The sequence below is a fragment of the Massilia phyllostachyos genome, from assembly GCF_021044825.1.
Lineage (GTDB): Bacteria > Pseudomonadota > Gammaproteobacteria > Burkholderiales > Burkholderiaceae_D > Telluria > Telluria phyllostachyos.
In genome coordinates this window covers 59,295-78,765 of record NZ_JAJNOC010000009.1, presented here as the reverse complement: position 1 = coordinate 78,765, position 19,471 = coordinate 59,295, and the positions used below count along the sequence as shown (strand labels likewise).

The 19,471-nt window shown below is 66.3% G+C and carries 19 protein-coding genes; 7 read left to right on the top strand and 12 right to left on the bottom strand.

Going from position 1 to position 19,471, the window contains the following annotated elements; genetic code table 11:
- Positions 1 to 1,130 precede the first annotated feature (1,130 nt).
- Positions 1,131 to 2,504, top strand: coding sequence for an exodeoxyribonuclease VII large subunit (gene xseA / locus LQ564_RS21320; protein WP_231060120.1), 1,374 nt, complete (start codon positions 1,131 to 1,133; stop codon positions 2,502 to 2,504).
- An 84-nt stretch (positions 2,505 to 2,588) separates the two neighbouring features.
- Entirely contained in the window at positions 2,589 to 3,167 is a 579-nt protein-coding gene (locus LQ564_RS21315; RefSeq protein WP_231060119.1) for a superoxide dismutase, read from the top strand.
- Positions 3,168 to 3,375: 208 nt separating this feature from the next.
- Here the strand turns inward: LQ564_RS21315 and LQ564_RS21310 are convergent, their stop codons facing one another.
- The 7 genes from LQ564_RS21310 to LQ564_RS21280 form a co-directional block, all read right to left on the bottom strand.
- Positions 3,376 to 3,753: a translation initiation factor Sui1 gene (locus LQ564_RS21310; protein WP_231060118.1), complete on the bottom strand. Its 378-nt coding sequence runs from the start codon at positions 3,751 to 3,753 to the stop codon at positions 3,376 to 3,378.
- Complete coding sequence (locus LQ564_RS21305) at positions 3,750 to 4,289, bottom strand: dihydrofolate reductase family protein (RefSeq protein ID WP_231060117.1); 540 nt, start codon at positions 4,287 to 4,289, stop codon at positions 3,750 to 3,752. Before LQ564_RS21305 ends, LQ564_RS21310 begins: the two co-directional genes overlap by 4 nt.
- The gene (locus LQ564_RS26055; RefSeq protein WP_231060116.1) at positions 4,289 to 5,425 is read right to left on the bottom strand and encodes a 2OG-Fe(II) oxygenase; all 1,137 of its coding nucleotides are present in this window, start codon (positions 5,423 to 5,425) and stop codon (positions 4,289 to 4,291) included. Before LQ564_RS26055 ends, LQ564_RS21305 begins: the two co-directional genes overlap by 1 nt.
- A gap of 36 nt (positions 5,426 to 5,461) precedes the next feature.
- Complete coding sequence (locus LQ564_RS21295) at positions 5,462 to 6,226, bottom strand: LytR/AlgR family response regulator transcription factor (RefSeq protein ID WP_231060115.1); 765 nt, start codon at positions 6,224 to 6,226, stop codon at positions 5,462 to 5,464.
- 1 nt (position 6,227) lies between these two features.
- Complete coding sequence (locus LQ564_RS21290; RefSeq protein ID WP_231060114.1) at positions 6,228 to 7,448, bottom strand: sensor histidine kinase; 1,221 nt, start codon at positions 7,446 to 7,448, stop codon at positions 6,228 to 6,230.
- Positions 7,449 to 7,452: 4 nt separating this feature from the next.
- Complete coding sequence (locus LQ564_RS21285) at positions 7,453 to 8,820, bottom strand: alpha/beta hydrolase (protein ID WP_231060113.1); 1,368 nt, start codon at positions 8,818 to 8,820, stop codon at positions 7,453 to 7,455.
- Positions 8,821 to 8,906: 86 nt separating this feature from the next.
- On the bottom strand, positions 8,907 to 9,812 hold the full coding sequence (locus tag LQ564_RS21280) for a LysR substrate-binding domain-containing protein (RefSeq protein ID WP_231060112.1): 906 nt from the start codon (positions 9,810 to 9,812) through the stop codon (positions 8,907 to 8,909).
- Positions 9,813 to 9,903: 91 nt separating this feature from the next.
- Between LQ564_RS21280 and LQ564_RS21275 the strand changes: the two genes are divergently transcribed.
- Positions 9,904 to 10,977, top strand: a complete 1,074-nt coding sequence (locus tag LQ564_RS21275; protein WP_231060111.1) for a tartrate dehydrogenase — start codon at positions 9,904 to 9,906, stop codon at positions 10,975 to 10,977.
- Positions 10,978 to 11,017: 40 nt separating this feature from the next.
- Here LQ564_RS21275 and LQ564_RS21270 read toward each other — a convergent pair whose 3' ends face one another.
- Positions 11,018 to 13,003, bottom strand: a complete 1,986-nt coding sequence (locus LQ564_RS21270; protein ID WP_231060110.1) for a S9 family peptidase — start codon at positions 13,001 to 13,003, stop codon at positions 11,018 to 11,020.
- A 288-nt stretch (positions 13,004 to 13,291) separates the two neighbouring features.
- On the opposite strand from LQ564_RS21270, the gene LQ564_RS21265 reads away from it, so the two are divergent.
- The gene (locus LQ564_RS21265; protein WP_231060109.1) at positions 13,292 to 13,978 is read left to right on the top strand and encodes a response regulator; all 687 of its coding nucleotides are present in this window, start codon (positions 13,292 to 13,294) and stop codon (positions 13,976 to 13,978) included.
- A gap of 62 nt (positions 13,979 to 14,040) precedes the next feature.
- Here LQ564_RS21265 and LQ564_RS21260 read toward each other — a convergent pair whose 3' ends face one another.
- Positions 14,041 to 14,733, bottom strand: a complete 693-nt coding sequence (locus tag LQ564_RS21260; protein WP_231060108.1) for a hypothetical protein — start codon at positions 14,731 to 14,733, stop codon at positions 14,041 to 14,043.
- Positions 14,733 to 15,572 carry a MipA/OmpV family protein gene (locus LQ564_RS21255; protein ID WP_231060107.1) on the bottom strand — a complete coding sequence of 280 codons (840 nt, stop codon included), beginning with the start codon at positions 15,570 to 15,572 and terminating at the stop codon, positions 14,733 to 14,735. Before LQ564_RS21255 ends, LQ564_RS21260 begins: the two co-directional genes overlap by 1 nt.
- Before the next feature lie 385 nt (positions 15,573 to 15,957).
- Here LQ564_RS21255 and LQ564_RS21250 point away from each other — a divergent pair, with 385 nt between their 5' ends.
- The 3 genes from LQ564_RS21250 to LQ564_RS21240 are packed head-to-tail and all read left to right on the top strand — an operon-like array spanning position 15,958 to position 18,447.
- Entirely contained in the window at positions 15,958 to 17,259 is a 1,302-nt protein-coding gene (locus tag LQ564_RS21250) for an ATP-binding protein (RefSeq protein ID WP_231060106.1), read from the top strand.
- A 22-nt stretch (positions 17,260 to 17,281) separates the two neighbouring features.
- Positions 17,282 to 17,854, top strand: coding sequence for a lipopolysaccharide transport periplasmic protein LptA (gene lptA / locus LQ564_RS21245; protein WP_231060105.1), 573 nt, complete (start codon positions 17,282 to 17,284; stop codon positions 17,852 to 17,854).
- The gene (locus LQ564_RS21240) at positions 17,851 to 18,447 is read left to right on the top strand and encodes a DUF6151 family protein (protein ID WP_231060104.1); all 597 of its coding nucleotides are present in this window, start codon (positions 17,851 to 17,853) and stop codon (positions 18,445 to 18,447) included. Before lptA ends, LQ564_RS21240 begins: the two co-directional genes overlap by 4 nt.
- 9 nt (positions 18,448 to 18,456) lie before the next feature.
- On the opposite strand, the gene LQ564_RS21235 is transcribed toward LQ564_RS21240, so the two are convergent.
- Positions 18,457 to 18,786 (bottom strand): hypothetical protein, encoded by a 330-nt coding sequence (locus LQ564_RS21235; RefSeq protein WP_231060103.1) that lies wholly within the window; start codon positions 18,784 to 18,786, stop codon positions 18,457 to 18,459.
- The gene (locus LQ564_RS21230) at positions 18,783 to 19,445 is read right to left on the bottom strand and encodes a thiol:disulfide interchange protein DsbA/DsbL (RefSeq protein ID WP_231060102.1); all 663 of its coding nucleotides are present in this window, start codon (positions 19,443 to 19,445) and stop codon (positions 18,783 to 18,785) included. The genes LQ564_RS21235 and LQ564_RS21230 overlap by 4 nt, the downstream gene beginning before the upstream one ends.
- Between the last annotated feature and the right edge of the window lie 26 nt (positions 19,446 to 19,471).

Here is a 19,471-nt window from a genome sequence, read left to right as displayed (position 1 = left end):
CTCCGTGCGCAAGAAAACGGCACGTGTCAGATGAGTATGCTTCCAACGCAGTTGGGTTGGCGAACGTGTTTTGATCTAGCTCAACTTATCCCACTTACGAACAAATTCTGTGGACAAAATTGTGCGCAATGGCCTTAAGTGACTCTTAAGTGTTTGATTTGATGAGATAAATTTCCTTGGCGCAAAAATTAAGCACCGGAAGATGGTTGTTCGGCAGCCACGCCAATGTGCGGTTCCTCACATTTTTTGTGGACAAAAATGTGAGCAAGGGCATAGGTTGGGACTTAAGTGATTGATCTTAAACAGAAAAGCTTCAATGCATAAAATTTCATCAGTATGAGCTACAGGCAAGAAATATGTGCAAAACAAGCCGCCTGTGCATGGCTTCTTCGGTCTTGCGAACCTGGCGGCAAAGAAAATTCACATCTCCACATTTATTGTGGATAACAATGTGATGAAGCATGTACTGTTCCTCACAAGCCCTTGATTTCAAAGGATATGCAGGAACTGCAACTGAAACAAGCAATGGCACTACTGTTCGGGTTGACCGCCAAATTGTCACAAATTTCAAAGCTTCCGGCCACGAGACGTGCTCGCAGGCAACGTAGACGGAAAGCGGTCCCGGCACGCTGGCTACTCTTGTGCACACTTTGTGTGGACAAAATTGTGCGCAAGGCCCTTCCTCTGACACTAAGTGCTTGATCTAAAACAACAAAATTTCCCAGCGTCATTTTTGAGCAGCGCGCAGTCATTCAGTTGTCCACGTCCGCCTGTAAAACCCCAACTCGGCCAACAGCTGAGGTATGCACACTTTTTGTGGACAACAATGTGCCCAAGCCACGCATATGCACGCTAAGTCCTTGATCGGCAAGGAAACGCCGATGCACGCCCATTTCCTGCGCACTCCTGAGTCTTCTAGATGAGTTGCCCACAGATTGTGTGGATAAATCGATGCTAAATGATGAAGTCGCCTTCGCAAGCCCTTGATTCCAAAGGGTTTCAATAGAATGCATTGAAAAGCGGCAATAGCCACGGCTTGGGGCGCACGGCTGGCGGCGGCGCTTGTCCTTTTGTCCAAGATATGACATAAGCATCTTCTTTGTCCGTTTAATCGCACCTCCCGCACATCCATGGAACGCCCGACCGACGCCGACCCCGCCTACACCGCCCCCGCCATCCTGACCGTGACCGCCCTGAACCAGCAGGTCGCCCGCATGCTGGAGCGCAGCTTTCCCCTGGTATGGATCGGCGGCGAGATATCGAACATGACCCGCGCCAGTTCCGGCCACTGGTATTTCACCTTGAAGGACGATGCCGCCCAGGTACGCGCCGTGATGTTCCGCAGCCGGGCGCAGTACGTCGGCTTCGTCCCGCGCGAAGGCGACAAGGTCGAAGTGCGCGCGCTGGTGACCCTGTATGGCGCGCGCGGCGACTACCAGATCAATGTCGAGACCATGCGCCGCGCCGGCGTCGGCCAACTGTACGAGGCCTTCCTGCGCCTGAAGGAGAAGCTGTCGAGCCAGGGCCTGTTCGACGCCGATCGCAAGCGTCCGCTGCCTCTTTTCCCGCGCACCATCGGCATCGTCACCAGCCCGCAGGCGGCCGCCCTGCGCGACGTGCTCACGGCCCTGCGCCGGCGCGCACCGCACGTGCGCGTGATCCTCTACCCGGCGCCGGTCCAGGGCCAGTTTGCGTCGAACAAGATCGCGGAAGCCATCATGACCGCGTCCAGCCGGGCCGAGGCCGACGTGCTGATCGTCTGCCGCGGCGGCGGCTCGATCGAGGACTTGTGGAGTTTTAACGAGGAAAACGTCGCGCGCGCCATCGATGCCTGCGCGATTCCCGTGATTTCCGGCGTCGGCCACGAGACCGACGTCACCATCGCCGACTTCGCCGCCGACGTGCGCGCCGCCACCCCGACCGCCGCCGCCGAACTGGCCGCCACGCCGCGCGCCGACTGGCTGGCCTCGCTCTCGAGCGACGCCATGGACCTGCGCCGCGCCATGCGCCGCACCCTGTCGGAGGCCAGCCAGGGCCTGGACAACGCCAGCCGGCGCCTGCTGAACCCGTCCGCCCAGATCCGCCACCAGCGCGTCAAGCTGCTGTCGATGGCGGCAGCATTGACCCACGCCGTGCGCACTCCGGCCAACCGCCACAACCTGGCGCTGGCACAATTGCAGCAGCGCCTGGCCCGGCATCGCCCTGACATGCGCGCCCTGCGCGCCCGCCTGGCGGCCGACGGACGCCACCTGAACGCAATCCTGTGCAGCCAGGTCAAACAGCGGCGCGACGCCTTGAATGCCCTGTCGGCCCAGCTGGAACTGCTGAACCCGCAACGCACGCTGGAGCGCGGCTATGCCATCGTCAGCAATGCCAAGGGGGAAGTATTGCGCGACCCGGGCCAGATCAAGGCGCGCAATAAACTGACCGTGCGCCTGGCCGGTGGCAGCGCCCAGATCGGGGTTTCCAGCGTGCAGAGTCCGCAGGATGCCGTCCCCGACTAGCCAACCCTGCAACATCGCGCTATCCGGTTTAGAATAGCGGCGCTCTGGAACACACTTTGTCCAACCCAAATCAAGGAAGAAAACATGGAACATACCCTGCCGCCACTGCCGTACGCCAAGGACGCTCTCCAGCCGCACATCTCGGCCGAGACCCTGGAATACCACTACGGTAAGCACCACCAGACCTATGTCACCAACCTGAACAACATGATCAAGGGGACCGAGTACGAAAACATGTCCCTGGAAGAGATCATCAAGAAATCCCAGGGCGGCGTGTTCAACAACTCGGCGCAGGTGTGGAACCACACCTTCTTCTGGAACTGCATGTCGCCGAACGGCGGCGGCGCGCCGACCGGCAAGGCTGCGGACGCCATCAACGCCAAGTGGGGCTCGTTCGACAAGTTCAAGGAAGAGTTCAACAAATCGGCGCTGGGCAACTTCGGTTCGGGCTGGACCTGGCTGGTGCAGAAGGCCGACGGCAGCGTCGACATCGTCAACACCTCGAACGCCGGCACCCCGCTGACCACCGCCGACAAGCCGCTGCTGACCGCCGACGTCTGGGAGCACGCCTACTACATCGACTACCGCAACGCGCGCGCCAAGTTCCTGGATGCGTTCTGGAATGTCGCCAACTGGGAATTCGTGAACCAGAACATGGCGTAAGCCCGGTCTCGTTCAGGTAGGAAGAATGGCTCGCGACTGCGGGCCATTTGTTTTATGTGTTAGCCGCACAACCGTCGCACCGGCGAAGGCCGGTGCCCAGGTTTCGATGAGCAGTCGTTACGCACGCCGAAATTAGGCACCGGCCTCCGCCGGTGCGACGTGCGAAGAGAGCGGGACTAACGTGTCAAGCTGTGTCGGTGCGACGGCTTTATGGTGAGTGCGTGACGCCTTGGCCGCCGGCCCGCTTCACCGTGTGGCCGCGCTTCTGGAGCTCGTCCACGATCCTGTCCACATGGTCGCCCTGCACTTCCAGCACCCCATCCTTCAGCGTCCCACCCGAACCGCACGCCGTGCGCAGCTGTTTGCCCAAGGCAGCCAGCGCCACCGGGTCGAGCGCCAGCCCTTTCACCAGGGTGACGGTCTTCCCGCCCCTGCCCTTCGCTTGCCGCGACACGCGCGCGATGCCGTCGCCGACGGGCGCGGCCGCCGCCTTGCACGTGCAGGCGGCAAGCGGCTGGCGGCAACCGGGACACATGCGGCCTCCATCCGTCGAGTAGACCAGGCCGCCGTTGGAACTGTGTTTCATGTGATCGCTGCAGGAATATAGCTGAGTTTCAGGACGTCGCCGTCGATCCGCTCGTGCGCCACCAGGCGCAGGGGCGGACGGGGTCCGGCGAAATACGGTTTGCCCTGGTCGAGAACGGCCGGGTGCAGGTAGATGCGGTATTCGTCGATCAGGCCGAGTTCCGCCACGCTGTGCGCCAGCTTCGGGCCGGCCACTTCGATCTCGCCCGCGTGTTCGCGCTTGATCTTGCGTAGCGCGCCTTCGAGGTCATCCCTGATCAGCGTGGCGTTCGGCCCCACCGCATCCAGGGTGGTGGAGACGACCCATTTCGGCTGCCGTCTCCAGGCCAAGGCGAACGCCCGCTCGTCGTCGCCCCATTCGGGATGCTCGTCGTCCCAGTAGCGCATGGTCTCGTACATCGCGCGGCCGTAGATGCTGCCCGCCTGCTGCTCCGCCTCGGCGATGAAGTGGCGGAACAGCCCGGGGCCGGGCGCGAAGCCGGTGTGGTCGACGTAGCCGTCGAGGGACACGTTCATGCCGCATACGAACTTTGCCATCATGCCTCCTTGATGTTGGACGCGTATTCATCCTGGCCCTTGGCCCGGTCGAACACCTCGCCCGTCAGCGAATGACGGTTGGCCGCGCGCTGGCGCGCCGCCGCCTCGTCGTAGAAGAACGGCAGGAAGGCGTAGCGTCTACCGGCCGTCACCGGGGTTGCCTCGTGCAGCAAAGAGCAGGAAAAGATCACCGCGCCGCCGGTCGGCGCGCGGTAGCTGCGCTGGCCGAATTCCGGAAAGCGCAGGTCGCCGCCTTCGTAATCCTGGGCATTCAGGTTGATGGTGCAGGCGAAGCGCCGGTGGGCGGTGCCGGGGGTCGTGTTGTCCTTGTGCGGCCGGAAGAAGCCGCCGCTGGCGCTGTCGTACTGGGCGACGAGGTAGCGCTCGATGCGCGTGATCTCGAACTGGAAGGCGCGCTTCACCGCGGGGACCACGCGCCGGCGCAGGCGCACTTGAATATGTTCGCGCAGGCCGGCGAGTTCGGGCAGCGCATCGAAGGCGAAGTCGCTGCGGCGCTTGAAGCTGCGCTCGCGCACTTCGACCGTCTTGCCGTTCACCTCGCGCATGAAGCCGGACTCGGATCCGCCGTGGCGCTCGTACAGCGCCACCAGCTCGCGGCACAGCTCCGGTTCGAAAACGCGCGGCACGATCAAGACCGGGGCGTGCATCTCGACGCCGGCATGCTGCGCCACCGGCGGCAGCCGCCGCAGCACGTCCTCGAGCGCGGCATTGTGCCTTGCCGCCGGCAGCAGCGGGATGTGCGCGAGGACCTTCTGCATCGGGTCGAGCACCAGGGTGAAGGGCCGGTATTCGGCACCATCGCCGACGGCGCCGAAGCGCTTGCCGAGGGCGAGGTCGGGATCGTGGAAGTAGCGGATGCCCGGAATGACGGTGCGCAGCCGGCCGCTTTCCTCATCCGCCGGGTCGCTGGACACGCCGAAGAAGCACAGCCGCTCGTCGTCGAAGGAGGCGCGGCGCTTCTCGACCCAGTCCACCACCTGGCGCACCTCCTCGCCGGCCGCGCTGCCCAGGAAACTCAGGACGATGTAGCGTCCCGCGGTGGTGTGGAACGCGAAGCGCGGATTATGCGCGGTGGGCGCTGTGAATTCGGGTATCGGATCGCCGGGTAGCCACACGGTTGTTCCTGGAAGTGATGGGAAAGTCCGGTCATCTTAACGCAGCAGCACCTCGCCGCGGAAGCGCCAGGCATAGGTCTGTCCCACCTTCAGCTGCGCGGGGTGCTCGCGCAGTTCGACCACGAAGCCGCCCGTTTCGTCGCGCCGGATGCGGGCGATGGCGCGCGCGCAGACCAGGGTGCCGCGCCGGATCTGCCAGAACTGGTCCGGGTCCAGGCTGGGCAGCAGGTCCTTGATCGGCATCCGGATCAGGCCCTCGTCGCTCGCCGTCACCACGCGGGTATAGCGGGTGTCGGATTCGAAGAACAGGATCTCGTCGATCGGGAACAGCTTGATGATGTTCCCCGCCGTGCAGCTGATCCAGCGGATGCGCTCTTGAACGGCATTGGGACGCAGACGGGCGTCGAGCTCCACCAGGCTGCGGGTGCGCTCGGCGCTGCCGGTCTTCAGCTGGGCGCGCAGGCGCTGCAGCGCCTGTTCGAGCCGGGGCTGGGTGACCGGCTTGAGCAGGTAGTCGACGGCGCCCAGGTCGAAGGCGTCGATCGCGTGGCTGTCGTAGGCGGTGGTGAAGACGACGCGCGCCCGCCCCTGGCTGGCGCGCGCGACTTCGAGGCCGCTGATGCCGGGCATGCGGATGTCGAGGAAGGCCACGCTCGGCGCCAGTTCGGCGATCGCGGCCAGCGCCTCGCTGCCGTCTTCGACCGAGGCGACGATCTCGAGCTCGGGCCAGGCGAGGGCCAGCAGGCGTTGCAACTCGATGCGCTGCAGGTCCTCGTCGTCGGCGATGATTGCGGTCGGCATGTCAGTCGTGTTCCTCCATCGTTGCGCGCAGCGGCAGCACGATGCTGGCCGCCACGCCGCCGGTGTCGCGCGCGCGCAGGGTGAGCGCGGCGTCGGCGCCGTACAGGTGCTTCAGGCGCTCGCGTATATTCGTCAATCCGATGCCGCTGCCGCTCGACGCCGAGAAGCCGACGCCGTCATCGAGCACGCTCACCTCGAGCGCATCCAGGCGGCGCGCGGCCTGCACCCGGATCGACACCGGGCCCTTCTTCGGCTCGATGCCGTGCTTGACCGCGTTCTCGACCAGCGAGATCAGCATCAAGGGAGGCATCAAGGCGCCGCGCAGCGCCTCCTCGCATTCCACTTCCACCTTCAGGCGCGGCATGCGCGCCTTGATCACGCCGAGATAGGCGCGCACCGAATCGCATTGGGAGCCGAGCGTGACGAAGGTGGTGGCGCGGTCGGCGCGCAGCTGCGGGATGGTCGAGCGCAGGTAGTCGATCAGGTGGTCGATCATGACCACGCCGCGCTGCGGGTCGGACAGCATGGCGGCGCGCACGCCGGACAGGGTATTGAACAGGAAGTGCGGCTCGACCTGGCTGGCCAGCACCGCCAGCTTCATCTCGACTTCGTTGCGCTGGTTCTTGTAGCGCTCCGCCTGCGCCTGCAGGTCGGCCTCGCGCAGCAGCCTGCGCTGGCGGAAATAGGCCACCAGGTCGAAGGAACCGCCCAGCCAGACCAGCACCGGAAGCCACACCGCGAAGTTGATGATGCGGTTGTCCTGCGCGCGCTCGATCTCGAGCTCGGTCGAGGCGCGTCCTTTCGGCGGCTGGCCGCCGGTCTTCACGAGCGGCGTCAGGGACCAGGCCACCATCACGCCGAGCAGCAGTGCGCAGACGATGCCGGCGGCTTCGCGCCGCGGATGCCAGCCGCGCGCGCGCACCAGCACCGCCAGGCCCCGCCCCAGCGCCAGCGCCACCGCGATCACCAGCCATTGCGCGGGGAAGGTCATCCAGAATGCCAGCGCATCCGCATCCGCCGGCGGCTTCGGGATCAGGCAGGCCACCGCTCCCAGCACCAGCGCCAGCAGGATCATCGGCACGCGGTAGGAGCGCATGCGGTAGACGTACCAGGTCTTGCTGAACACCGGATACTGCTGCGCGCGATGCGACCATCCCGCCAGCCGCGTGGCCAGGCCGGATGGGAGAGGTGAGTCGCCGCCGCTTGCCGCTGTCTTGTCCATCCGCTTATTGTACGGTCGCCAGGATCCAGCTGCTGACGGTCTCCAGCGCCGCCGGCGCGAAAGTCTCTTCGATCGTGTAGTACTCGCTCCCCGCCCCGGTCGGCGCGGTCTGGAACAGGTGGTTCAGGCCCGGCATTTCCTTGACCACGGCGCGCGGGTTGTCCTTCAGCGCGGTGCGGATCGCCGTCAGATCCATCCCGCTCGGCACCTGCAGGTCACGCTCGCCGTTCAGGGCCAGCACCGGCTGGCGCAGCGACTGCAGGACCGGACCGGGTTCGTGGCGCAGAAACGCATGGAACCACGGGGTCGCGAAGGGCTGGAGCCGCGCCTGGGCGCCGCCCGCCGGCAGCATGCCCCTGGCTTCCAGCGCCGCCAGGGCCTGGCGCGCCTTGTCGCCGGCCTGCTCCAGCTGCGCTTCCGACGCCAGCGCCGCGAGCAGCGCGCGGTTGACTTCGCGCTCCCGGGCGAGCATCGCCACCGGCATGCCGTTCGCCCTGGCGGCGTTCGCCATCTGTTCGACCATCAGCAATTCGCCGCGCACGCCGGGGCCGGCCAGCATCACCACGAAGGCGACCTTCGGGTCGCGCGCCGCCACCATCGGCGCGATCAGTCCGCCCTCGGAGTGGCCGACGATGCCGATGCGGCCGGCCTCAGGGCGCGTGCGCAGGAAAGCGGCCGCCGCTTCGGCGTCGTCGGCGAAGTCCATCGAGGTCGCGCCTTTATACACGCCGCCCGACTTGCCGACGCCGCGCTTGTCGTAGCGCAGCACCGCGATGCCCTGGCGGGTCAGGTGGTCGGCCAGCACCAGGAAGGACTTGTGCTCGAAGATCTTCTGGTCGCGGTCGTTCGGCCCGGAGCCGTGGACCAGCACGACGGCCGGAAACGGTCCCTTGCCCTGCGGGACGCTGAGGGTGCCGGACAGGGTATGGCCGCCCCTTGGGTTGGTGAAGGTGACCTCGCTGCTGGTATAGCCGGCGGCGCGCGCGGCGATCGCCTCTTCCTGCGGTCGCTTCGGCTTGCTCGCCGTGGCGTCGGCGCGCTCGAGGCTGAGGGGAACCGACTGGCCGCCCTGGCTCCAGGCGCCCACCCAGGCCTTGTCCGCCGCGCTCCAGCGGGCGGTAAAGCCGGCGCTCAGGGACACCAGCCTGAAGGCGATCTCCTCTTCGCTCACCGCCAGCTGGTCCACCTTGAACTTCGCGCCCTGCTGCGGCACCGTGATCGTGCCTTCCCACTGTCCCTGCGGCGCCTTGCCGAATTCGAGGAACACGTCCAGCGAGTTCGCGATGCGGCCCTTCCAGTGGCCGGTGGCGTCCTCCGCCTGCGCAAGGGGTGCGGCCAGGGCCATCAGCAGTGCGATCAGTGTCGATTTCATGTTCTTCTCTCGTCGGTTTCAGGGCCACCACGGTAGCCCGGCCGCGCGCCAGGCGCAGCGAAATGGGATGAACCGGGTTTTGCCTGTCATGAACCCGTGCCGCCCTGCGCCAGGTGCCGCCGCAGGAACTCCACGCAGACCCGCACCCGCCCAGAGCCGGCCAGGCGCTGCGGGTACACCGCCCAGACATTGGCCGGCTGCGTGTACTCCGGCAGCACCTGCACCAGCGCGCCCGATTCCAGGTAGCTGCGCGCGTCCCACCGCGAGCGCAGCACGATCCCCGCGCCCTCCTCGGCCCAGCGCAGCGCGATCTCGCCGTGGTTGGTCGACAGGCTGCCGGATACCCGCACCGTCTCCTCGCCATGGCGGCCATGCAGGCGCCAGGTCCCGAGCGGATGGTCGCGCTCCTTGATCGCCAGGCACTGGTGGCCGGCCAGGTCGGCCAGTGTTTTTGGTGTGCCGTGGCGCGCCAGGTATGCCGGCGCCGCGCACAGGATGCGGTGGTTGTCCATCAGCTTGCGGGCCACCAGCTGCGGGTGGATGTCGTCGCCGATGCGCACGTCGAGGTCGAAGCCCTCCGCCACCGTGTCGACCAGCCGGTCGAAGACCTCGAAGCGGATCTGCAGCTTCGGGTAGCCGGCCGCCAGCTGCGCGATCACAGGCGCCACCACCTTGCGCCCGAAGCCGAAACTGCTGCAGATGCGCAGGCGGCCGGCCGGCTCGCTGTGGCGTTCGCTGAGCGCGTCGGCCATGTCGTCGAGCTGCTCCAGGATGCGCTGGGCGCGGCCGTAGACCTGTTCGCCGTCGTCGGTGACGGCCACGCGCCGCGTGCTGCGGTCGAACAGGCGCACGCCCAGGGTGCTTTCCAGGACCCCGATCCGCTTGCTGACGAAGGCCGGCGACATGCCCAGCTCCGTGGCGGCCGCGCTGAAGCCACCCTTGCGCACGACGGTCACGAACACGCGCAAGTCACCATTCTCGATATTGTTCACAATTCGTGTTTTATGAGTCCACAATTTCAGGGATTATATACAGGGCGTTTTCTTGCTACCCTGACGCATATTGAACCTCGCGGAGAACACCATGAAGACCCACAAGATCGCCGTCATCGCCGGCGACGGCATCGGCAAGGAAGTCATGCCGGAAGGCCTGCGCGCCGTGCGGGCAGCGGCCGACAAGTTCGGTATCAATCTGGAATTCGCCCACTTCGAATGGGCCAGCTGCGACTACTACCTCGAGCACGGCAAGATGATGCCGGACGACTGGAAGGCGCAACTGGACGGATGCGAGGCCATCTTCTTCGGCGCGGTCGGCTGGCCGGACACGGTGCCCGACCATATCTCGCTGTGGGGCTCCCTGCTCAAGTTCCGCCGCGAGTTCGACCAGTACGTGAACCTGCGCCCGGTGCGCCTGATGCCGGGCGTGCCCTGCCCGCTCGCCAACAAGCAGCCCGGCGACATCGACTTCTACGTGGTGCGCGAGAACACCGAGGGAGAATACTCGGCGGTGGGCGGACGCATGTTCGAAGGCACCGGGCGCGAGCTGGTGCTGCAGGAGGCGGTGTTCACCCGCCACGGCACCGACCGCATCCTCAAGTACGCCTTCGAGCTGGCCCGGCGCCGGCCCAAGCAGCACCTGACCGCCGCCACCAAGTCGAACGGGATCGCGATCTCGATGCCCTACTGGGACGAGCGCGTCGCCGCCATGGGCGAGGCCTATCCCGAGGTCCGCTGGGACAAGTACCACGTCGACATCCTGGCCGCGCGCTTCGTGCTCTCGCCCGAGCGCTTCGACGTGGTGGTGGCTTCGAACCTGTTCGGCGACATCCTGTCCGACCTGGGGCCGGCCTGCGCCGGGACGATCGGGATCGCGCCCTCGGCCAACCTGAACCCCGAGCGTACCTTCCCCTCGCTGTTCGAGCCGGTGCACGGCTCGGCGCCGGACATCCACGGCAAGAACATCGCGAACCCGGTGGCCATGATCTGGTCGGGGGCGATGATGCTCGAGTTCCTGGGGTACGAGGAGGCGCACGATGCCGTCGTGGAGGCGATGGAGCACGTGCTGGTGAACGGGCCGAGGACGCCCGATATGGGTGGGGATGCGAATACGACGGACGTCGGCAAGGCCATCGCGGCGTATCTGTCGGCGCCGGTGTGACACATGGCGGGCGGCATCTAGCGACCGCCCGCCACGCGGATCATTTCAGCAGGTAGGTATTGAGGAAGTCGATCCCCGAATAGAACAGGTAATCGGCATTCGCCTTCTTGCCGAAGCCATGGCCCTCGTCATTGGCCGTCATGTACCACACCGGCGTGCCGTTCTTCTTCACGGTCGCGACGATCTGGTCGGCTTCCTGCCAGGGCACGCGCGGGTCGTTCTTGCCCTGCACGACGAACAGCGGCTTGGTGATCTTCGCCGCGTTGTTGGCCGGCGCGGTCGCTTCCATCCACTTGCGCATGTCGGGGTCGCGCTCGTCGCCGTACTCGACGCGGCGCAGGTCGCGGCGGTAGCTCTCGGTGCGTTCGAGGAAGGTCACGAAGTTGGAGATGCCGACGATGTCGATCGCGCCCGCGATGCGGTCCGCGTACATGGTCGACACGGCCAGCACCATGTAGCCGCCGTAGGAGCCGCCCATCACCATCACGCGCGAGGCGTCCAGGTCGGGCTGGGTCGCGATCCAGTCGAGCAGCGCGCCGATGTCCTTCACCGAATCCTCGCGCAGCTTGCCGTTGTCGAGCTTCAGGAAGCTCTTGCCGTAGCCGCTCGAGCCGCGCACGTTCGGATAGATCACCGTCAGGCCCATCACGTCCGTGTAGTAGTTGTTGCGGCCCATGAAGCCGGGCAGCGACTGCCCTTCCGGACCGCCGTGGATGTTGATCAGCACCGGCCGCTTGCCCGGGAATTTGTCGCTCGGGGCGCGGTACACGAAGCCCGAGATGCTGCGCTTGTCGAACGAACTCCAGCGCACCAGCGAAGGCTCGACGAATTTCTCGACGTCGACGTCCATCTTCTCGTGCGTCGTCCAGCGCGTCACCGCATTGGTCTTGGCATCGATGCTGTACACGTCCGAGGGGCTGCGCGCCGAGGACAGCGTGAGCGCCAGGTGGCGGCTGTCGCGGTGCCATTCGACCCTGCCGATCACGCCGACCGGCAGCGTCGGCGTCGCCACCAGCTTGCGGTCGCCCGTGCGCATGATGCGCAGCACGCTGGTGCCGTCCTCGTTGGCGACAAAGGCCAGCAGCTTGCCGTCGTCCGACAGGTCGACGCTCTCGATGTCCCAGTTGATCTCCGGCGTGAGCACGGTCTGCTTGCCGCTGGCCAGGTCGATGTAGACCAGGCGCGCGAACTCCGAACCCTGGTCGCTGGTCGTGTACAGGCCCTTGCCGTCGCGCGAGAACACCGCGCTGCCGTAGGCGACCGTCTCGCCGCCGGTTTTTTCCGTGATGCGGCGGCTCTTGCCGCTCGCGACATCCATCACCCACAGATAGCTTTCGTTGGCCGACACGCCCTCGCTGTAGACTACCTGCTTGTCGTCGTGCGAGAAGGAGAAGCCGCCCCAGCCCCCGCCCGGCAGCTCGGCCAGCACCCGCGCGCCTTCCGGCTGGCTCGGGTCGGCGATGCTGATGGTGGAGGCGATCTTGTCGTTCGAGCCCTGGCGGCCCACCGGCACCGTCACGTAGAGCAGCCGGCCGCTGGTCTTGCCCCAGGCGGTGTCCTGCACGCGGCGGTTGTCGGGCGTGACCGGCAGCGCGTCGCCGCCCTTCGCCCCCACTTCGCGCCGATAGGTGCGGAACACCTCGTTGCCGCCGCTGTCGCGGTTGAACACGTAGAAGCGGCCGTTCTTCGGCTCGTACCGGGCGCCACGCACCGGTTCCGGATAGTCGGTCAGGAGTTCGGGCGCCGCGCCCGGTTTGGCGACGCGGAACAGTTGCGGCGTGTTCTGGTGGCGGCGCGAGACGATCATCTCGAGTTTGGTCGGGTGCCAGGCCGCATAGGCCGTCGGCTTGAACTCGTTGTACTTGGCCACCTGGGCGGCCAGGTCGGCGCGCACCGGCGGCACGTTTTCCAGGACCATCGCCGCGGGCGGGGCAACGGTGTCCTGGGCCAGCGCCATCGACAGCGGCGCGGCGGCGAGCAGGGTGGCAATCAGGGACAGCCCGAGCGGGCGGCGTGCAAGACTCATCCGGTTCTCCTTGGTGGTGTCGTTCAGCAATATCTACTCTACACCGGAACGCGCGGCTTGCGACAGTGGAAACGAACGTTTTGCGGGCCAGGGGCGGCTTGCGCTCTGCTGGTGCCGCACGTACACTCCCCTTACCGCCCCTTCCCTTCGCGGCAACAACCGCGTTCGCGCCAGCGCGACCCATCCCGACCGGATTTGTCGCAAAAATGTATAGAAATGTCACCCCACTGTGGAGGTTATCTTTTTCCGTAGTTGGTCTTATACAATGCCGACCGAGGAGAAAAAAGTATGTACCGAGTGATGTTGGTGGAAGACGATGCGCGTTTGGCGGAACTCGTCACCGAATACCTGTCCGGCTACGAGTTCGCGGTCGACCTGGTGACCCGCGGCGACGCCGCGCTGGAACGCTTCAAGGCCCTGTCCCCCGATGTCGTGGTGCTCGACCTGATGCTCCCCGGCCTGGACGGCATGGTGGTGTGCCGCCAGATCCGCGAGGTGTCCGAGGTGCCGATCCTGATCCTGACCGCGCGCGAGGATTCCTACGACGAGGTCTCGGGCCTGGAACAGGGCGCCGACGATTTCGTCAACAAGCCGGTGCAGCCGCGCGTGCTGCTGGCGCGCCTGCGCGCCCTGATGCGGCGCACCCAGGCCAAGGGCGGCGCCGATTCGCGCGTGCTGCAATTCGGGTCGCTGCGCATCGTCACCAGCGACCGCAGCGTGAGCTGGCGCGGCGAACCCTGCGTGCTGTCGAATACCGAATACAAGCTGCTGCTGGTGCTGGCCGAAGCGGCCGGGCGCGTGCTCTCGCGCGACGCCCTGCTCAAGAAGATGCGCGGGATCGAGTTCGATGGGCTGGACCGCAGCATCGACAACTGCATCTCCAAGCTGCGCCGCAAGTTCGACGATGCGGAGTCGGAGAAGATCAAGACGGTGTGGGGCGAAGGCTACCTGTTCTCGCCATCCGCCTGGAACTGAACCGGCGGTTTTCGTAGGGTGGGCGGCTACGTCGCCCATGCGGTCGACAATATGATCGCCCCTTATTCGAACAGCGGCACGATCGCCAGCGGCGCCCCATACGTGATCACGCGCGCCGGCTCCGGCCCGAAGCGGTAGGTCACGCTCGGGAAGCCGGCATCGATCTCGCCCGCATACGGCGCCGGCGCCAGCGCCTGTTCCGCGCCATTGCCCGCGCGCACCCGCACCGCCGCCTCGGCTCCCTTCTTCGCGAACACCATCCGCACCCCCACGCACTGGCGCGCACGCGCCGCTGCGTCGACGTGGCGCGCAAACCCAAGCGCCTGTTCGCAGGCGCCGCGCAGGTCGGACAGCTCGTAGCTGTTGTCGGCCTGCGGCGCGATCGACACCCGCGAACGCAGCGCGAATGCGCCGATGCGGCGGCTCGGGGTCAGCACCGCGTTCTCGTCGTAGGCCGCCTTCAGCAGCGGCAGCACCGTGCGCCCGAGCGGATCGAGCGCGAGGCTGGTCTGCACCGTCTTGCCGGCCAGCGCCAGCTGCAGGCCCTCGTCCAGCACGCCCTTTTCGCGCGGCAGCACTTGCAGGTGCTGCTGCAAGAGGTTCTTGGGGCCGCCGTACTTGTCGAACACCACCATCGCGCGGTAGGCGTCGCGGTAGCTGGCCCAGTCGCCGGCAGGCGCGAGCGCCTGCGCCGCGGCCAGGGTGGCCGTGGACAGGAGGCAGACGCTTGCGATGACGTGGGCGGCGCGCATCATCAGAACCGGTAGGCGAAGGCGGTCGAAACCGTCACGTTGTTCGGCCGCTCGACGAGCGGGCTATGGCGGGCGTCGTTCGCCAGGCGCGAAGCCTGCACCGACGAGGTCAGCATCCACGAAGGCGACAGCACCCAGTTCCAGCGGGCGCCGACGTGCATGTCCTTCAGGCCGCCGTCCGGGCGGTAGGCGCGGTGGCCGCTGGCGATCGATTCGTCGGCGCTGACGCCGAAATAGGAACGGTTGTAGGCGCTGTTCACGAAGGTGAAGCCGCCGGAGAACGACAGCGTGTGGTGCGGCGCCAGCGCGATCGCCAGGCGCTGGATGCCGAGTTCGGCGCGCAGGCCGTTGCGGTCGTTGCCGGCGCCGCCGAGGACGGTGCTGGTGAGGCGCCATTCGGGCGCCAGGTAGACGTTCAGGAAGCCGCCGATTTCGGGGCGCAGCTTGACTTCCTCCATGCCGCTCAGGCGGTTGCCGGTGGTGCGCATGAGCACCGGACCGGGGACGAAGGTGGCGCCGACGTCGCCGACCCCGCCGCCGGCGCCGGACTCGGTGCGGCGCGGGTGCAGATTCAGCAGCGGGCCGTACTCCACGGTCGGCTGCCGCGACAGGTGCATGCCGGCGCTCATGCCGGACACGAAGACGCCATTGCTCCACTGGACCTGCAGCACCGGCAGGGCGCGCGTGCGGCGATCGTCCGCCCCCTCGTAGCGCGGGGCCGACACGACGCCCAGCCCCGCATACATGTCGCGGCTGCCGTCGGGCATCGGGTTGGTGGTCGGCGTCTGTGCGCTTGCGGCGCTGCCCGAGACGGCCAATACCAGGGCGAGGAGCTTGTTCATCGTGTCACAATCGGAGTTCGGCGTGCCGGTATTTTACGTCGTGCATGCGCGGGACTCAGCAATTGTTACCTTGAGGGTCGAGTGGCTTGTCGAACCGGAAGCGGCCGGCCGATGGGCCGGTCGCTTCGTTCAGAATAAAAAAACCCGCCGACACTCGCATATCAGGCGGGCAAACGGAAAACCAGATAAACCTGATGTGAGTGCATGGTAGGACCTGGCCCGTTTTGATTCCACCTCGAACTGTCCGGGAATTGTCATCAATTTGTAAGGCGCCTGCCCGTGGCGCCCTCTTTGTAAGCACAGCAATCATTGCTCCTATACAATGCCGGCAAGGAGAGAGCATGTATTGCGCAGCAGGTAACCGCGAGTTATGCAGGATGGACACGTGAACCGGATCTTCTTCCGCTTCTTCGTGCTGGTCATGTTGTCGATCACCGGGGCGACCTTCGTGATCTATTTCGCGTTCAGCCGCCTGTTCGGCGACCCGCTGGAGGACATCGCGCGGCGCCAGGCGGCGGCCCAGATCTTCCTGCTCGAGCAATACGTCGACAAGGCGCCGAGCGACGAGTGGCTCACGCGCCTGAACAACGTGCGCACCGTGTCCGAGGTGCGCTACGACCTGGTGCCCTTGCCTGATGCGCGGGCGGCGCTGGCGGGCGGCCGGCGCGCCGCGCTGGACCGCGGCGAGATCGTGCTCGATCCGGCCAGCCGCAGCTTCTGGCGCCGCGTCGACCTCGAGGGCGAGCGCTACATCGGCAGCCACGAGGAGGTGCTGCATGCGCAGAACCTGCCGATCGATATCGGGCAAGCCCTCAAGATGGAGGCGCTGCGCTACGTGATCGTGGCGGTGGCGCTGCTGGTGCCGATCGCGCTGTGGTCGCGCGCGCACTGGCAGGGCTTGCAGGCGCTGGCGCGCGTGGCCGACGAATTCGGCGGCGGCAAGCTGGACGCGCGCGCCCACATGAAGCCGTCCGACGCGGCCTACCCGCTGGCCGAACGCATCAACCACATGGCCGACCGCATCGAAGACCTGCTGGAAGCCCAGAAAAGCCTGCTGCACTCGGTCTCGCACGAACTGCGCACCCCGATCGCGCGCCTGGAATTCGCGCTCGAGCTGCTCGACGCGCGCGCCAGGGACCCCGACCTGAGCAAACGCATCCGCGCCATGGAAACCGACCTGCACGAGCTGAACGCGCTGGTGAACGAGCTGCTCGACATGAGCAAACTCGACAGCGCCCGCAGCCTGCAGGCCGCACCGGAAGACATGGCCATGCTGCTGCGCGAATCCACCCAGGCGCTGCCGCCCTCCCCGCACGCGCTCGACTGCGACATCCCCGACAGCCTGGGCGAACGCGAGGTCGACCGCCGCCTGCTGGTGCGCGCGGTCGGCAACCTGCTGCGCAACGCCCAGAAATACGCCGCCGGCCGCATCCTGCTGTCGGCCAGCCGCGGCCCCGGGACCCTCGAGATCGTGGTCGACGACGACGGTCCCGGCATCCCCATCGAAGAACGCGAGAAGGTCTTCGATCCCTTCTACCGGCTCGACCGCAGCCGCGACCGCGCCACCGGCGGCTTCGGCCTCGGCCTGGCGATCGCGCGCAAGGCCGTGGCCCTGCATGGCGGCGCGCTGCGCGCGGAAGAATCGCCGCTGGGCGGCGCGCGCTTCGTGATCACCTTGCCGGCATGATGTCATCCTTAGGAGAACCCGCATGAAACGCCTCATTCCCCTGCTCCTGCTGCTCGGCCTGGCCGCGCAGGCCCGCGCCGAAAAGGCCGACGCCTTCAAACCCACTGAAATCAAATGCCGCAGCTGCGAGGCCGATGGCGTCACCGGCGTCGTGACGGTGTCCGGCGGTGTCGTGATCCAGCGCGGCACCCTGCGCATCGAAGCGGACAGCGGCCGCATCGAGCGCTCGCCCGACGACTACCAGTTCGCCCGGCTCACGGCCAGCCCCGGCAACAAGGTGCGCTTCCGCCAGAAGGCCGACGGGCCGGGCGAACGCTGGATCGAGGGCGAGGCCGACCGCGTCGAGTACGACGAGCGCGCGGCCACCGTCAAGCTGTTCTCCGGCGCGAAGATCCGGCGCACCGCGAGCGACCGCTTGCCGGAAGAAGCGCAGGGCGAGTACATTGCCTACGACAGCCGCAAGGAGTTCTACGTGATGCGCAACACGAACACCGGCGAGGACCGTCCCGGCGCCGGCCGCAACACCATCATCCTGCCGCCGAGCCGCGTGGCGCAACCGGCCGGCGCGCTGGCCAACAAGGGAGACCGACCATGATGCTGAACCTGCGCTGCCGCTGCGGCCAGCTGCACGGCCAGGTCGACGCGCGCCGCATCGCCGCGCGCGCCGTCTGCTATTGCAAGGATTGCCAGGCCTATGGCCATTTCCTGGGGACGGAGGTGCTGGATGCGGCGGGCGGCACCGAGGTCGCCGCCGCGCTGCCCGCCGCGATCCGCTTCGACGGCGGCCTGGAGCACCTGGCCTGCATGTCGCTCAGCCCCAAGGGGATCTACCGCTGGTACGCAAGCTGCTGCCGTACGCCGGTCGGAAACATCTCGCGCAAGCGCGGCATTCCTTATGTCGGCCTGGTGCGCGCCTGCCTCGGCGAGAGCGACGCCGTGCTCGAACGCGAACTGGGCGCGCTGCGCTGCCGTGTCAACACCAGGTCGGCTTCAATGCAGGTGTCGTCGAGCAGCCTGGGCAACGCCTGGGCTTTCGTCCGGATCGGCACGATGATCGCGATGGCGCGCCTCTCCGGCGGCTACCGCGTCAATCCCTTTTTCAAGCCGCAAACGGACGAGCCGGTAAAGCCGGTGGCGGTGCTGTCGCTGGAAGAAAGGAAGGCGCTGACCCCGCAGGGCCAGCGCTGAGGGCCGGGCTCAGCGCCCTTTGTTCTCGGGCACGGTGCGCACGTGCGTGAAGCCGTACCACAGGTGTTCCCACCAGTGGTCGCGCGAACGCACGGTCACGAGGCATGCCTTGTCGATGCCGCCCTTGAACAGGGGATCGGGGCACTTGCTGGTCATCAGGGCGTAGCGCTGGTTCTCGGCGTGCACCAGCGCGATGGCGAGCCAGATCGCGAGGCCGGCGAAGAAGATCGCCAGCCCCCACGCGATGTGGTTCACGTTGCTGGTCTCAAACAGGTCGTCCTCGTTGGGCCGGGACCCATCGTACATCTTGAGGACTTCGCGTTCGACGTCGTTGCTCATTTGGTGGCGGCGGCCTTCTTCACGAGCGCATCCATCACTTGCGTGGTGGCCTGCAGCAGCTGGTTGTTGTCCTGGATCTTGTTGGCTTCCTGGACCTGGGACGGCGACACCACGTACTTGCCGTCGATGATGATGGTCGGGGTGCCGCTGACCTTGTAGTTGGCGGTGATGGTCTGCAGGCGGCGCAGCTTGCTGGTCACGCCGAAGGAGTTCCAGGTTTCCATGAACTTGGCGCGGTCCAGGCCGTTCTTGGCGGCCCACTCGATGATCGCGTCATCCTTCATCAGGCGCTGGCGTTGCACGTGCACGGCGTTGAACACGCGCTGGTGATATTCCTCCAGCTTGCCCATCGCTTCCAGGGTCAGGAACAGATGCGCTTCCGGATCGGCCGGACCCTGGAACGGCAGGTGGATGCGGCGCATGACGATGTTGTCGCCCTGCTTCTTGATCCAGTTGTTCAGCGTCGGTTCGAGGAAGTTACATGCCGGGCAGTGGTAAGCGAAGAACTCGACGACCTCGACCTTCTTGCCCGTCGCCTGCACCGGCTGAGGCTGCGCCAGGGTGATGTAGTCGACGCCGTTGACCGGCGCGGTCGGCGAAGCGAACGCGGTGCTGGCGGCCAGGGTGGCGGCGATGAGGGCAAAACGCAGAGAACGCATGGGTTTCCTTCCAGAGTAGATTGAGC

Coding starts and splice junctions, on each gene's coding strand:
- xseA (WP_231060120.1), top strand. CDS start 1,131: ATGGAACGCCCGACCGACGCCGACCCCGCCTACACCGCCCCCGCCATC.
- LQ564_RS21315 (WP_231060119.1), top strand. CDS start 2,589: ATGGAACATACCCTGCCGCCACTGCCGTACGCCAAGGACGCTCTCCAG.
- LQ564_RS21310 (WP_231060118.1), bottom strand. CDS start 3,753: ATGAAACACAGTTCCAACGGCGGCCTGGTCTACTCGACGGATGGAGGC.
- LQ564_RS21305 (WP_231060117.1), bottom strand. CDS start 4,289: ATGGCAAAGTTCGTATGCGGCATGAACGTGTCCCTCGACGGCTACGTC.
- LQ564_RS21295 (WP_231060115.1), bottom strand. CDS start 6,226: ATGCCGACCGCAATCATCGCCGACGACGAGGACCTGCAGCGCATCGAG.
- LQ564_RS21290 (WP_231060114.1), bottom strand. CDS start 7,448: ATGGACAAGACAGCGGCAAGCGGCGGCGACTCACCTCTCCCATCCGGC.
- LQ564_RS21285 (WP_231060113.1), bottom strand. CDS start 8,820: ATGAAATCGACACTGATCGCACTGCTGATGGCCCTGGCCGCACCCCTT.
- LQ564_RS21275 (WP_231060111.1), top strand. CDS start 9,904: ATGAAGACCCACAAGATCGCCGTCATCGCCGGCGACGGCATCGGCAAG.
- LQ564_RS21270 (WP_231060110.1), bottom strand. CDS start 13,003: ATGAGTCTTGCACGCCGCCCGCTCGGGCTGTCCCTGATTGCCACCCTG.
- LQ564_RS21265 (WP_231060109.1), top strand. CDS start 13,292: ATGTACCGAGTGATGTTGGTGGAAGACGATGCGCGTTTGGCGGAACTC.
- LQ564_RS21260 (WP_231060108.1), bottom strand. CDS start 14,733: ATGATGCGCGCCGCCCACGTCATCGCAAGCGTCTGCCTCCTGTCCACG.
- LQ564_RS21255 (WP_231060107.1), bottom strand. CDS start 15,572: ATGAACAAGCTCCTCGCCCTGGTATTGGCCGTCTCGGGCAGCGCCGCA.
- lptA (WP_231060105.1), top strand. CDS start 17,282: ATGAAACGCCTCATTCCCCTGCTCCTGCTGCTCGGCCTGGCCGCGCAG.
- LQ564_RS21240 (WP_231060104.1), top strand. CDS start 17,851: ATGATGCTGAACCTGCGCTGCCGCTGCGGCCAGCTGCACGGCCAGGTC.
- LQ564_RS21235 (WP_231060103.1), bottom strand. CDS start 18,786: ATGAGCAACGACGTCGAACGCGAAGTCCTCAAGATGTACGATGGGTCC.
- LQ564_RS21230 (WP_231060102.1), bottom strand. CDS start 19,445: ATGCGTTCTCTGCGTTTTGCCCTCATCGCCGCCACCCTGGCCGCCAGC.